We start from the raw sequence: 14,341 nt of genomic DNA on the forward strand, positions 1-14,341 counted from the left end.
AAGATATGGAAAAGGAAAAAATTTTAGAGGAAAAGAAGAAATGGGAAGAGTGTGTAAGAAAAAATTACAAGGATGAAAAAGAAAAATATCAAACTATATCAGGAATTGAAATAAAGGATATTTATACCCCTCTTGATGTTGAAGATCTTGATTATTTGAGAGACCTTGGTTTTCCTGGTCAATATCCCTTCACAAGAGGAGTTTATGGAAATATGTATAGAGGTAAGTTATGGACAATCAGACAATTTTCAGGTTTTGGAACAGCAAAGGATACAAATGAAAGGTTTAAGTTTCTTTTAAAACACGGTCAAACAGGTCTCTCAACAGCCTTTGATATGCCAACTCTTATGGGTTATGATTCAGACCATCCAATGGCACAGGGTGAAGTGGGAAGAGAGGGTGTTGCTGTTGATACTCTTAAAGATTTTGAAATTCTTTTTGATGGTATTCCCCTTGATAAGGTTTCCACTTCCTTTACAATCAATTCACCGGCAGCAATTATTCTTGCAATGTATATTGCTGTCGGAGAAAAACAGGGTGTGCCTTCCCATAAGTTAAGAGGAACAATTCAGAATGATATATTAAAGGAGTATCACGCTCAGAATGAGTGGATTTTTCCACCTGAACCTTCCATAAAGATAATTACTGATATTTTTGAATTTGCAAAGGATCATCTTCCAAAGTTTAATACAATTTCCATATCAGGTTATCATATAAGAGAGGCTGGTTCAACAGCAGTTCAAGAGCTTGCCTTTACCCTTGCAGATGGTTTTGCCTATGTTGAGGCAGGAATAAGGAGAGGTTTAAATGTTGATGATTTTGCAAGCAGGTTATCCTTTTTCTTTAATGCCCATATGGATTTCTTTGAAGAAATTGCAAAATATAGAGCTGCAAGGAGAATATGGGCAAGGGAAATGAAAGAAAGATACAAGGCAAAAGATCCAAGGTCAATGATGTTAAGGTTTCATACCCAGACCGCAGGATGCTCCTTACAGGCTCAGCAACCTCTTGTTAATATAATTAGGACAACAATTGAGGCTCTCTCAGCAGTTTTAGGAGGGACTCAGAGTCTCCACACAAATTCTTATGATGAAGCCTTACAGTTACCGGCAGAATTACCTGCTGTTATTGCAGTGAGAACCCAGCAGGTTATAGCTTATGAAAGTGGTGTTATAAATACGATTGACCCCTTAGCTGGAAGTTATTTTGTGGAATCACTTACAAATAAGATGGAGGAGGAGGCTTATAAGTATTTTGATGAGATTTTAAAAATGGGTAATGGTTCTTTCCTTGATGGTGTTTTAAAAGGCATAGGGGAAGGATTTTTTAAAAGGGAAATAGCAAATGCTGCTTATGAATTTCAAAAGAGAGTTGAATCACAGGAATATATTATTGTTGGGGTTAATAAGTATGTTGACCCTGAAGAAAAAATAGAAGTTCCACCTTTTAAAATGGATCCTGAACTTGAGAAAAAGCAGATTGAATTTTTGCATAAAGTAAAATCTGAAAGGGATAATATAGCGACTCAAAATGCCCTTAATGAACTTGGAAAAGCAGCTGATAGAGGTCTCAATTTGATGCCTTATATTATTGAATGTGTTAAAAGATATGCTACTGAAGGAGAAATAATTGATACTCTGAAAGTAAGGTATGGAGTATTTAGGGAAAAGGTTGTTGTTTGATTTTTATTTATTAAAAATTTGAAATTAATTTAAGATTAATATTATATTATCCTTATGAAAAAATTTTTAATTTTTTTCTTTATTTTATTTTTAACTTCAACTCCGCTTTTTTCACATGAGAAGCATGAAGAAAAAGGAGTTGAAAAAGAGGAAATTGTTTCACCTCAAGAGGAAGGTCAAGAAGGTGAAGAAAAAATTGAGGAAAAGTTTGTTTTGCCGCCTATAAAGGATATTCTATTTTCCCATCTTCATAACAAATTAATTCATTTTCCAATAGTTCTTTCCCTTTTAGCTTTCCTCTTTTTTCTATTTCCAGGTAATGAGAAAGAGGCGCGATTTTTGCTCATATTAGCAGCAGCCTTTACAATTCCTGTTTATTTCACTGGTGAGGCACAAAGTGAGTTTTTTGAAGGAAAGGAGAAAGAGTATCTTGTTGAATTACATGAGCAGTTTGGAATATTTACGATAATTTCTATATGGATATTTCTTTTTCTTTCCTTTTTAAAAATACCAAAAATAATAAAGATATTTTTTGGAGTTATAGTTGTAATACTTGTAATGATAACAGGTTTATATGGTGGAATTTGTGCTCATTAATAGATTTAAAAAGGAGGTTTTTATGTTTATAGCCATAAATAGAATTTTTGTTAAGGATGAATTCAAGAAGGAATGGGAAGAAAGGTTTAAGAGAAGAAAGAGACTTGTGGAGAAAAAGAAGGGTTTTAGAAAAATGGAAGTTTTAAAACCTCTTGAAGGGAATGATTATCTTGTAGTTACATACTGGGAAACAAAAGAAGATTTTTTAAACTGGGTTAATTCAGAGGATTTTAAGGAGGCTCATAAGGATTCGCCACCTTCAGAATTTTTTTTAAAACAGAATGAATTTAGTATCTATGAATTATTATATGAAAGTGGATGAAATTTTTTGGTAAGGATAAAAAGAATGCTAAAATTTTAATTAAGGGTGTTCCCTTTGAATTTATATCACCTTCAGGTGGATGTGCCCTTTCACCTTATTTTTTAAGATACTGTTCAGAGTATATAGAAACAAAAAGTTTTTATTTTAATAAGGAATGTGAGGATTTTGAAGATAAGGGGGATATTTCCTGTTTTGGAATTGAATTTATTGAAGCGATTGATTTGATAGAAAGGGAATCCAGTGAAATATTAGAAAGTGGTAAAATGGTTTTATTTATAGGTGGTGATCATACTATAAGTTATCCTATCTTTAAGTCAGTTAAAAATATATATCCTGATGTTAAATTACTTATTTTTGATGCTCATACTGATTTCAGGGATTTATTTATGGATTCTAAACTGAATCATGCTACCTGGTTAAAAAGGCTTTATGAGGAAAGAGTTATTAGGGAAGATGAAGTATTTTTATATGGAATAAGGGAAAATTTTCCTGAAACCCCCTTTAAGATTTTAAAAAAGGAGGAACTTTTAGAACTTAAAGGAAACTTTTATCTTTCCTTTGATTTAGATGTTTTTAAACCTGAATTTTTTTCTTCTGTTACAAATCCTGTTCCAGGTGGTTTGAGTTTTGAGGAAGTTATGGAAATTTTAAATAGAATAAAAAATTACATAGTTTCTGCTGATTTTGTTGAATTTAATCCTTTAAGAGGAAATCCCCTTATTTCAGGAACTATTTTTGCTACACTAATTCGTGAGTTTATTGTTTTAAAGTCTCTTTAAAATTTATTATTAATTTTTATTGGCTTCTTGAGATTTATTCAACCGAAATTAAAAAACACTAATAACTGGATTTGAATTAAAGAAAAATGAGAATTTTATAAAATATAATATAAAGTTATGGGTGTAAGCCAAAAAAAGATAAAACCTTTTAATTTCGAAAGAGATAGAGAGGTTTTTATTACTTTTGATAGTGGAGTAATCTATCCCTATATAAATCAAATATTTGCGAAAGGAAGGGTTAAAAGTTATGGGGAAAATTGATTTTTTAAAGGAAAGAGCGAAAGAGTTCTGGGAAAATGCTTTGGATCTATTTCAAAAGGAAAGATACAATCTATGTGCTTTTAGTTTGGAGCAATCTTTGCAATTATGGTTGAAATATTTAATTGGCAAAAGATTGGGAAACTGGCCACAGATTCATTATTTAGTAGAATTAATTAAAGAACTTTCTAAGGCTTATGATAGTTCAGAAATCCTTGAGTATTTAAAAGAAAATGAGTTATTTCTTGATGATTTAAGTGATGCTTATTTTGTTTCCCGTTATTATCCTAAGAAATTTAGTAAAAGTTTAACAGAAAAATTAATAAATGAATGTGAAAAATTTATCAAATTAACTGAAAAGATAACCAAAGAAAAATTTTTTGAGCCATGAAAACATTAGTTGATATTGATAAAGAAATCTGGGAAGAGAAAAGAAAATATTTTGAAAATTATGTAGAATACTGTAAAAAAATTAAAAAAATCAGCGAAGAACTTTTAGGTTCGGTTAAAGTTTTAGTATTTGGTTCGGTTGTAAAAGGTAAATGGACACCAGCCAGTGATATTGATGTTTTAATTATTTCAGAAAATTTATCGGAAAATTGGGAGGATAACCGTCTAATAAGAACAATGATAAAATCCCGTATTGGACTTTTCACTCCCTTTCAACTTCATTTAATTACCGAATCTCAATATGAAGACTGGTTTAAAAGATTTATCAGAGAAGATTTTATTGAGGTTTAATTTATTCCTTTAACTGAAAAATTTTAAAGAGATAATAGAATTATTGAATAAAGATAGAGAAATACTTTAAAATTATTTTATGAGACCGAAAGAATTTAAAATGTTATGTTATAATTATCATATTTCTGCTCTTATTCCTGAATCAAGGGCACCGATAAGGAGAAAACAAAAGGATTCTTTATCCTGAAGTTATTGAATATATAAAGAAAAGGAGATGGGAAATTCCGCTACTTGGACAAATTCCTTTGAAAAAAGAATTAGATGAATTTTGTAAAAATAAAGGAATAAAGCCAATTTCCGCTTCTACTATTGCAAAAAAACAAGATATCTTAAAGATAGAGATGAAATTATAAATCCAAAAGCAAAAATTTCTTTTTATGCAAAAACCAGCAAAGTGGTAATAAGGGAAAAGAGGAAAAAGAAAAATTGAGAATTTGAAGAATTACTTGAAGATTCTCAGATTAATGCTTTTGTAGAAAGATTTAATAGACTTTTCTACGAGCATTTAATTGAGTGGAATTTAAACGAGATTATTCAGCCTGATTAATTCAACTACTATTTGAAAAATTTTAAAGAGATATTAGATAATGGGGAAAGGTAAAAATTCGCAGGCTAAAGCCTGCGCCTACCATTTTTATAAAATCTTTAGGTGGAAATCTACACCTTTTAAGGTATAAATTAACAAGTTTTTTAGAATATTGTTTCTATTATCCCTCATATTATCTTCACCCTTAATTTTCCAAAAAAACAAAGTTTCTATAATTTAATGGTAGCCGCACCCTTTAGGGTGCGCAAAAATTCACTTTTATTTTTTAAAAACATATATTAATAATCCTAACCACTCTTAAAATGTTATGGTATTCTACAACACCCGAAATGGAAAAATAATATAAACCCCTTATAATATAATTGTGATAATTTTCTTTATAGTTACTTATTTTCCGATTTTATTTATTTTTTTAATTTTTTCTTTCTTATACTTGATCCAAAAATTTATCGAAAAAGGGGTCCTTCTTAAATTTTTAATTCTAATTTTATTTATTTTTCTCTCTTTGATTGTAAGTATTTTTATCAGCAACATGATCTTTTCTCCTTCCGATGCTTTAGATATAGGTATTCTTATTGGCTTTATTATTTCTTCTATTATACTTATTAAAAAAGGAGCAAGAATTTTTTTAAGTTATGTTAAATTTAAAAACTCTCTTTCGTATTATTTTAAAAAGGAAAAAATTCTGTCTTTTTCTAATAATTATGTAGCATTAAAAAAACTTATAGAAAATTATTTGAGAATGGGGGAATATGAAAAGGCAAAAAAGGTAATGGAAAATATTCTTAAAAATACAAATGAGGATTTATTTAAAGAAAAATTGAATATAGAGATGAAGAATTTAGAAGTTTTTATTAATCTGGAAAAAGAGAAAAATAAAAAGATCTGTAAGTTCTGTAAAAATGAAGTATTTGAAAGCAGTGTAATATGCAATTTTTGCGGAAAAATTCAATATCCGATTTCACTTTTTGATTTTTTTCAAAAAAATTTCAAAATAAATCCGTGGGTCTTTATCATTTTTCCGATTTTCTTTATTCTTTTCCTTTTAGCTTTAAATTTTATCTTTGCCTTATCATGGATTTTTTTATGGTTCGCTCTAATTTTTTCAATCTATGAACCTTTTCAAAACTCTAAGATTCCTTCCAAAGAGGAATTTGATTGAAAATAGAATTCTTAAAAAGAATATAGCGAAATAGTTAAAATGAGAAATTACACAGACTCTGTAAAAGTTTTAAATATTGAATAAAGTAAGATTAATTCTCCCAGAAGATTTAAATGTTAAGAATTCAAAAAGTTATGGATAAATTATGAATATTCTGGAAAAGAGCACCTCTTGTGATTTTTTTGAATCCAAGAAATACCACTTTTATGATGTTATGTGTTTTAAAAGAATTTGATTTTTCTGTTGTTTTCAAATTAAATTATTCTTTTAAAAGGAGAAAAAAATGGAAGAGAAAATTAAAGAAATTTTAGAAGCTTTAAAAAAGGTTATTGACCCAGAATTGGGTAGGGATATTGTTTCTTTAAATATGATAAGCGATATTAAGGTATGTGATAGCACTGTTTCTTTTAAATTCACCCTCACAACACCAGCCTGTCCTATAAGAGATAAATTAAAAAAAGAAGCTGAAGAAGCTGTGCGAAAACTTCCTTGGGTTGAAAATGTAATTGTTACAATGGATGCAAATGTTGTTTCTAAAAGAATTCAAACTGATAGAAAAGTTAAAGGTATAAAACATATTGTAAGTATCGTAAGTGGAAAAGGTGGGGTTGGAAAATCTACTGTTTCAATTAACCTTGCTCTTGCTCTTAAAAGTTTAGGTGCAAGAACCGGTTTACTTGATGGAGATGTTTATGGCCCAACCCTTTCAATTATGGGAAAAACAAAAGCCCCTCCCCTTGTAAATGAAGAAGATAAAATTGTTCCTCCACTTTATCATGGAATTCCAATAATTTCAATAGGTTTTATGACAAATCCGGATCAAGCTGTTGTATGGAGAGGACCAATAGTTCATACTGCCTACAGACAGATGCTCTTTGACCTTGAATGGGGTGAACTTGATTATTTAATAGTGGATTTACCTCCTGGAACCGGAGACCCTTTAATTTCAATAACTCAACTTGTTGAACTCTCAGGTGCTGTTCTTGTTACAACGCCACAGGATGTCTCTGTTTCTGATGTCCGGAGAGCAGGTAATTTTCTTAAAAAAATGAATGTTCCTATACTTGCGGTTGTTGAAAATATGAGTGAGTTTATATGCCCTCATTGCGGTAAAATGACAAAACTTTTCAGCGGAAAGGGTGGAGAGATTCTTTCAAGTGAATTTGGTCTTGAAGATTATATAAAAATTCCATTTGACCCTTTAATTTCTGAATACTCTGAAAAAGGTGAGCCCTATTATGATTTAACTCCTGATTCTCCATCAAAGGATGCCTTTAAAAAACTTGCTGAAAAAGTTGCCTCAAAAATAAGCATTTTAACTCATAGCTCTTTCTTATAAATCAGCCCTTTGGAGACCCGTATGCTGGTAACAGAATGCCCCATATAGTTATCTTTGTTTATAAGTGAAAATCTTAAACCCCCTTGTGGTGGTGATGGAATATTATGGACAGAATTGTGTTATTCACTTTGTCCCGTTCACTCTGGCAATATGGCGGTGATAGAATGCTTTGTCTCCCAGCCCTTACTTATAAATCAAGCCCCCTTTTTCTAAGTATATAAAAATATCCTATAAAAAGAATAAAAAGAAACAAAATTAATTCTATTGTGGCAAAAATTCCAAATTTTTTTGCTTCAAATATAAAAGGAAATAAAAGGGCTGCCTCTATATCAAAAAGTAAAAATAAAAGCAAAAAGGGGAAAACTCTTACACCATACCTTTTATAGGGCGAATCTTTATATAACATTCCTGATTCATAGGGTTCAAGTTTTCCCTCAGATATTTCTTTATATCCTAAAATTTTATTTTTAACTGTTGAAGAAAAAAGTTCTACAAGAAAAAATGTAAAAAAAACAAAAAATAAAAAGATTAAAAAACTTATATACTCATTCATTCCCTTTAAGAAAATTCTTTAAAACATAAGGGAGTATTCCGCCATATTTTAAATATTCAATTTCTTTCCATGTATCAATTCTCAAAATTCCATTAAAAACTATTTCCATATCATCCCTTTTAGCTTTTATTTTTACCTTTTTGTTTGGTCTCAAATCCTCTTCAAGACCTTCTATAAAGTAGATTTCTTCACCTGTTAAGTTCAGTGTGGAAGCATTTTGTCCTTCTTCAAACTGTATTGGAATAACTCCCATCTGAATTAGATTCTGCCTATGAATCCTTTCAAAACTTTCTGCTATTATTGCCTTAATTGAAAGAAGCTTTGTTCCCTTTGCTGCCCAGTCTCTTGAAGAACCACTTCCATATTCTTTTCCAGCAATCACAATAAGAGGCACCCCTTCTTCCATATATTTCATTGCAGCATCATAAATTGTTAAAACTTCTCTCTCGGGAAATTTTATAGTCCAGAATCCCTCTCTGTCTGGAATCAGTTTATTTTTTAACCTGACATTTCCAAATGTTCCCCTTATCATAACTTCATGATTACCTCTCCTTGCTCCAAATGTATTAAATTCTTCTCGTTTTAAACCCTTTGAAATCAAATATTTACCAGCAGGGGAATCCTCTGGAATCTTGCCAGCAGGAGAAATATGGTCTGTTGTTATTGAATCACCGAGCAGTAATAAAACTCTCGCATTTTTAATATCTTTAATTGGAGAAGGGGTGGGTTTAAAATCTTCAAAAAATGGAGCTTCTCTTATATAAGTTGAATCTTCTTCAAATTCAAAAAGGGTTCCCTTGGGTGATTCCAGTTTCTCCCACAATTCATTCCCCTTATAAATTTCAGAATAAACTTTCTTATAGTGTTCTCTTGAAAGGAACTTTTTCATATAATCAAATACCTCTTCCTCTGAAGGCCATATATCTTTTAAATATACAGGGTTATCATTTGGATCAAGTCCTACTGGCTCTTCATAAGGATTGAAAAGGATATCACCCTTTATAGCAAAAGCAACAACAAGAGGAGGACTTGCTAAAAAATTCATTTTAACAAGAGGATGGACTCTTGCCTCAAAGTTTCTATTTCCTGATAAAACTGAGGCAACGATAAGATTTTTCTCTTTTATTATCCTTTCAACACCTGGAACAAGGGGTCCTGAATTTCCTATACATGTAGTGCAACCGTAACCTGCTATAAAGAAACCAAGGGCTTCAAGATAAGTTAAAAGTCCTGCTTTTTCAAGGTATTCTTTTACTACTAAGGAACCTGGTGCAAAGGAAGTTTTAACATATGGTTTAACTTTAAGTCCCCTTTCAACTGCTTTTTTAGCAAGGATTCCTGCTGAAAATAAAACAAAGGGGTTACTTGTATTTGTGCAACTTGTTATTGCTGCAATTACAATTGAACCATCCTTAATTTCAAAATGTATGTTTTCCTTTTTAATTTCATAAACTCTCAATTCTTCACCTCTTACCTGTGGATGAGGTCCTCCTTCTGATTCAAGTCGAGAAACACATTCTTCAGGAACTTTTACCTTATAATCTTTTTCAAGGTATTCTTTTACTTTATTTTTTAATTCAAAAAGGTTTATTCTATCCTGGGGTCTTTTAGGTCCGGATACTGAAGGAAGAACATCTTCTAAATTTATTTCAATTAGATCAGTATAAATTGGTTCTTCTTTATATGTATAAAATAAAAGATTCTCTTTTGTGTATCTTTTAACTCTTTCAATAATTTTTTCATCTCTTCCTGTTTCATATAGATAGATGAGGGTTTTTTCATCAACAGGGAAAAATCCTATTGTGGCTCCATATTCAGGACTCATATTTGAAATTGTTGCTCTATCCTGAACTGTTAAAGTTTTTAGCGCCTCTCCAAAATACTCAACAAATTTATCAACTACTTTTTTCTCCCTGAGTTTTTGGGTTATATATAGAACAAGGTCTGTTGGAGTTACTCCTTCCTTAAGTTTTCCCTTTAACCTAACTCCAATCACTTCAGGGAAAACCATATATATAGGTTCACCCAGCATACAAGCTTCAGCTTCAATTCCACCAACACCCCATCCAAGAACACCTATCCCATTTATCATTGTTGTATGAGAATCTGTTCCAATTAGGGTATCAGGAATAAGAATTTTTTTATTTTGATATTTTCTTACACTTACAACTTCTGAAAGGTATTCAAGGTTAACCTGGTGAATAATTCCCTTTCCAGGAGGAATAACTTTTAAATTTTCAAAAGAATTCTGAGCCCATTTTAAAAGTTTATATCTCTCTTTGTTCCTTTCAAATTCTTTTTCAATATTTAAATTTAGAGCAAATTTTGTTCCGAAATAATCAACTTGAACTGAGTGATCAATTACAAGGTGAGAAGGAATTTTAGGATTTACTTTTTTCGGATCCCCTCCTAATCTTTTCATTGCATTTCTCATTGAGGCAAGATCAACTATTGCTGGAACACCTGTAAAATCTTGTAATATAACTCTTGAAGGATAAAAAGGTATTTCTATTTTTTCCTTTATTTTCCCGTCCCAATTTCTGAAAATATCTAATAATTTATCTAAATTGGTATTTTTTTCATAATTTCTCAATATGTTTTCAAGGAGTATTCTGATAGAAAAGGGGAGTTTCTGGATATCTATTCCAAATTTTTTTGATGCTTTTTTAAGAGAAAAAATGTAGTATTTTTTAGAATTTATATTTATTTCTTTTAAAATTTCTTTTAAACCTTTCATAATTTTATTTTATGATAACACTTGAATAATTTAAAAGTAAGAGTTATAATTAAGAACATGAAAATAAAAAAGAAGAAAAAATTGACAAAAAAGGAATTAAAGAAGGACCCCTTTATAGAATTTGTTAATAATATTTACGAAAAGTTTAAAGAAAAACCGAGGGAGTATATTGGTTCTATTTTGTTAATAATAGCAGTAATCTTTTTAATTTTTATATTAAGAACAGGAGAGGTAGAGGATTTTCCAATAGCAAGGCAGATGTGGTTTCAGGCGGTATCACTAATGCAAGCACAAAGGATGAATGAGGCAATTCAGATTTTTCAGGATATTTCAATAAGATTTCCTAATTCACCTGAAGGAAAAAAGGCAATTTTTTATCTTGCTAATTTTGCATTTTTGCAGGAAGATTATGTAACAGCAAAGACAAGATATGAAAGTTATCTTTCAAAAAAACCCAATGACCCACTTCTTGAGGCATCAGCAAATGAAGCTCTTGCAATTATAGATTTTAATATGGGTAATATTGAAGGAGGTAAAAAAAGATTAAAAGAGGCTATAAGAAAAACCCCTTATAAAACCTTTAAGAGCTACTTTGCTTATAGATTTGTTAAATTGCTTATTGATAAGGAATTATATAAGGAAGCCTATGAAATTCTTAATGAATTTAAAGATGAAATTTCAGAGGAATTTAAAGCTGACTTTGTTAGATTTGAAAGTTTTCTTAAAGGTGTTTTAGAATTGTAATTGGGAATACTATGAATGAAAATACAGAATTAAAGGAAATGAAAAAAAATATCGGAAATGAAAGACATATTTATGCTTCCTTTTCTTATATACCCTTTTTAAATTTTATTCCCCTTTTTGATAATGAGGCAGGTGATTTTGTTCATTTTCATGCAAAGCAAGGGTTTTTAATTTTTGTTATTGAATTTATAGGGCTTTTATTCTTTTTTGCCCTTTATCTTCTTGTTGGTTCAATTCCTGTAGTTCGTTATATTTTTATCAATTTCTTTTTTGCCTTTTATATACTTTGTATAGCTGTTTTAATTATTATAGGAATTTATGGTGCTTTAACTGGAAAAAAACTACAAATTCCCTTTATAGGAGAATTTGTTGATAAATTAAACCTTTAAAAGGAGGTAAATTTTGTTAGGAGAATCTTATTTTGATAAGTTTACACAGAGGGCTAAAAAAGCTTTTCAAATTGCAAAGGATGAAGCTATAAGATTAGCCCATTCTGAAGTAGGAACAGAACACCTTTTACTTGCTCTAACCCGTATGACAGATTCAGTAGCAGCCATGGTTCTTTCAAACCTTGGTGTTGATTTTGACCTTTTGAGAGAAAGAATTGAAGCAGCACATCCTCCTGGAAATTATGTGACTCCAATGCAGGATTTACCTATGAGTGCAAGTTTAAGAAGAGCTATTCAATATGCAGCTGAAGAAGCAAGAAAACTTGGACATACACATATTGGTTCAGAACATTTACTTATTGGTATAATGAGAGAAAAAAGAGGTTTGGGGGCAAAAATACTTTCCCAATTTGGTCTTGATTTTGACCTTGTTGTTGAAGAAACTTTAAGGCTTTTATCCAGCCTTGAAGAACCTCAACCTGAACAGAAAATGAGCCAATCTATGGGATTTAAGAAAACAAAACTTATTGAACAATTTGCAACTGATCTTACTTTACTTGCAAAACAGAATAAACTTGATCCTGTTATAGGAAGAGAAGTAGAGATTGAAAGGGTTATGCAGATACTTTCACGAAGAAAGAAAAATAACCCTGTTCTTATAGGAGAACCAGGTGTTGGTAAAACAGCTATTGTTGAAGGTCTTGCCCAGAAGATAGTTAAAGGTGAAGTGCCTGATTCTTTGAAGGATAAAAGAATTTTGGCTCTTGATCTTGCTGCAATTGTTGCTGGAACTAAATATAGGGGTCAATTTGAAGAGAGATTAAAGGCTATTTTGAGTGAAGTAATTATGAGTAAAAACATAATTTTATTTATAGATGAGCTTCATACCCTTGTTGGTGCAGGAGCAGCTGAAGGTGCTATTGATGCATCGAATATTTTGAAGCCGGCTCTTGCAAGAGGTGAAATCCAGTGTATTGGTGCTACCACAATGGAAGAATATAGAAAATATATAGAAAAAGATGGCGCACTTGAAAGAAGATTTCAGCCAATTATAGTTGATCCACCAACTGTTGATGAGACTATAAAAATTTTAAAGGGTTTGAAGGAAAAGTATGAGAACTATCACGGAGTTATATATACCGATGAAGCAATTGATGCAGCTGCAAGGTATGCTGATAGGTACATATCTGACAGATATTTGCCGGATAAGGCTATTGATGTTATCGATGAAGCAGGAGCAAGGGTTAAACTTATGTCAGGATTTCAAGACGAAGTTATTGAAAGGTATAAGAAAGAAATAGAAAAATTAAAGGAGGAGAAAAATAGAGCAGTTATGGAACAGATGTATGAAAGAGCTGCAAGAATAAGGGATGAAATAATGAGATTAACCCAACTTATTGAAAGCAGAAAAGAGGAACTCAAGTTAAAAAGAGAAAGACCTAAAGTAACAGAAGAGGACATAGCTTATGTTGTTTCCAGGTGGACTGGTATACCACTTACAAGGATAGAAGAGGAAGAACAAATGAGGCTTTTAAGAATGGAGGAAGAACTTAGAAAGAAAGTAATCGGTCAGGATGCAGCTATTGAGCTTATTTCAAGGGCAATTAGAAGGTCAAGAGCAGGTATTAAAGATCCGAGGAGACCTATCGGTTCCTTTATTTTCCTTGGCCCAACAGGAGTTGGTAAAACACATCTTGCAAAGGTTCTGGCTGAGTTTTTATTTGGTGATGAAAATGCCTTAATAAGAATTGATATGTCAGAATATATGGAAAAATTTAATGTTTCAAAGCTCATAGGGGCTCCACCTGGTTATGTGGGTTATGAAGAGGGTGGTCAGCTAACCGAAAAAGTTAGAAGAAAGCCCTATTCTGTTGTTCTTTTTGATGAATTTGAAAAGGCTCATCCAGATGTTTTCAATATTCTTTTACAGATACTTGAAGATGGTATTCTAACAGATAGTTTTGGTAGAAAGGTTAATTTTAAAAACACGGTTATAATTTTAACAAGTAATATAGGCACAAAATTTTTAAAATCCCATCATGGGCTCGGTTTCCACAAGGGCGAAGAAGGCGAATATGATTTTGAAGCAATGAAGAACTTTTTGATGGCAGAAGTAAAAGAACTTTTACCACCTGAATTTTTGAACAGAATTGATGAAATAATAGTTTTCAAACCTCTTACAAAAGAAGAGTCAATTAAAATTTCTGAAATTTTATTAAATGAACTTGCTCAAAGAGTGTTTTCTGATAGAAAGATAAAAGTTGTGTTTACAGAAAAAGCCATTCAATTCATAACAGAAAAAGGTTTTGATCCTGATTTTGGTGCAAGACCCTTAAAAAGAGTCATAAGAGCTCATATTGAAGATCCACTTTCAGAAGAAATTTTAAAAGGAGTTTTTGAAGAAGGAGATGAAGTGGAAGTTGATGTTAAGGATGAGAAGATAGTTTTTAGAAAACTTGAAGGAGCGCATGTAGAAAAGGTTAACTAAATT

At 31.1% G+C, this 14,341-nt stretch carries 13 protein-coding genes; 11 read left to right on the plus strand and 2 right to left on the minus strand.

The window, feature by feature from the left end; genetic code table 11:
- Window positions 1-5 precede the first annotated feature (5 nt).
- The 8 genes from ABIN73_06220 to ABIN73_06255 all read left to right on the plus strand — a co-directional run bounded on the left by ABIN73_06220 (window position 6) and on the right by ABIN73_06255 (window position 7,427).
- Window positions 6-1,682 carry a methylmalonyl-CoA mutase family protein gene (locus ABIN73_06220; GenBank protein MEO0269317.1) on the plus strand — a complete coding sequence of 559 codons (1,677 nt, stop codon included), beginning with the start codon at window positions 6-8 and terminating at the stop codon, window positions 1,680-1,682.
- 54 nt (window positions 1,683-1,736) lie between these two features.
- Complete coding sequence (locus tag ABIN73_06225) at window positions 1,737-2,279, plus strand: hypothetical protein (GenBank protein MEO0269318.1); 543 nt, start codon at window positions 1,737-1,739, stop codon at window positions 2,277-2,279.
- Window positions 2,280-2,301: 22 nt separating this feature from the next.
- The gene (locus ABIN73_06230) at window positions 2,302-2,601 is read left to right on the plus strand and encodes an antibiotic biosynthesis monooxygenase (GenBank protein MEO0269319.1); all 300 of its coding nucleotides are present in this window, start codon (window positions 2,302-2,304) and stop codon (window positions 2,599-2,601) included.
- On the plus strand, window positions 2,598-3,380 hold the full coding sequence (locus ABIN73_06235) for an arginase family protein (GenBank protein MEO0269320.1): 783 nt from the start codon (window positions 2,598-2,600) through the stop codon (window positions 3,378-3,380). The genes ABIN73_06230 and ABIN73_06235 overlap by 4 nt, the downstream gene beginning before the upstream one ends.
- 247 nt (window positions 3,381-3,627) lie before the next feature.
- Complete coding sequence (locus ABIN73_06240; protein ID MEO0269321.1) at window positions 3,628-4,029, plus strand: HEPN domain-containing protein; 402 nt, start codon at window positions 3,628-3,630, stop codon at window positions 4,027-4,029.
- Window positions 4,026-4,379: a nucleotidyltransferase domain-containing protein gene (locus tag ABIN73_06245; GenBank protein ID MEO0269322.1), complete on the plus strand. Its 354-nt coding sequence runs from the start codon at window positions 4,026-4,028 to the stop codon at window positions 4,377-4,379. The genes ABIN73_06240 and ABIN73_06245 overlap by 4 nt, the downstream gene beginning before the upstream one ends.
- Window positions 4,380-5,458: 1,079 nt before the next feature.
- A complete protein-coding gene (locus ABIN73_06250) occupies window positions 5,459-6,088 on the plus strand; it encodes a hypothetical protein (protein MEO0269323.1) in 630 nt (209 codons plus the stop codon).
- A 283-nt stretch (window positions 6,089-6,371) separates the two neighbouring features.
- Complete coding sequence (locus ABIN73_06255; protein ID MEO0269324.1) at window positions 6,372-7,427, plus strand: Mrp/NBP35 family ATP-binding protein; 1,056 nt, start codon at window positions 6,372-6,374, stop codon at window positions 7,425-7,427.
- Between the two features lie 187 nt (window positions 7,428-7,614).
- Here ABIN73_06255 and ABIN73_06260 read toward each other — a convergent pair whose 3' ends face one another.
- Together ABIN73_06260 and acnA are read right to left on the minus strand one after the other, a co-directional pair.
- Window positions 7,615-7,980 (minus strand): NADH-quinone oxidoreductase subunit A, encoded by a 366-nt coding sequence (locus tag ABIN73_06260; protein ID MEO0269325.1) that lies wholly within the window; start codon window positions 7,978-7,980, stop codon window positions 7,615-7,617.
- Window positions 7,973-10,717 (minus strand): aconitate hydratase AcnA, encoded by a 2,745-nt coding sequence (gene acnA, locus ABIN73_06265; GenBank protein ID MEO0269326.1) that lies wholly within the window; start codon window positions 10,715-10,717, stop codon window positions 7,973-7,975. Before acnA ends, ABIN73_06260 begins: the two co-directional genes overlap by 8 nt.
- Before the next feature lie 57 nt (window positions 10,718-10,774).
- Here acnA and bamD point away from each other — a divergent pair, with 57 nt between their 5' ends.
- Genes bamD through ABIN73_06280 form a run of 3 tightly spaced genes read left to right on the plus strand, consistent with a single transcriptional unit; the run spans window position 10,775 to window position 14,338 of the window.
- Window positions 10,775-11,461, plus strand: a complete 687-nt coding sequence (gene bamD / locus ABIN73_06270; protein MEO0269327.1) for an outer membrane protein assembly factor BamD — start codon at window positions 10,775-10,777, stop codon at window positions 11,459-11,461.
- Between the two features lie 11 nt (window positions 11,462-11,472).
- The gene (locus tag ABIN73_06275; GenBank protein ID MEO0269328.1) at window positions 11,473-11,850 is read left to right on the plus strand and encodes a hypothetical protein; all 378 of its coding nucleotides are present in this window, start codon (window positions 11,473-11,475) and stop codon (window positions 11,848-11,850) included.
- A gap of 13 nt (window positions 11,851-11,863) precedes the next feature.
- Entirely contained in the window at window positions 11,864-14,338 is a 2,475-nt protein-coding gene (locus ABIN73_06280; GenBank protein MEO0269329.1) for an ATP-dependent Clp protease ATP-binding subunit, read from the plus strand.
- Window positions 14,339-14,341 lie beyond the last annotated feature (3 nt).

It is taken from the genome of candidate division WOR-3 bacterium, assembly GCA_039804025.1.
GTDB lineage: Bacteria > Hydrothermota > Hydrothermia > Hydrothermales > JAJRUZ01 > JBCNVI01.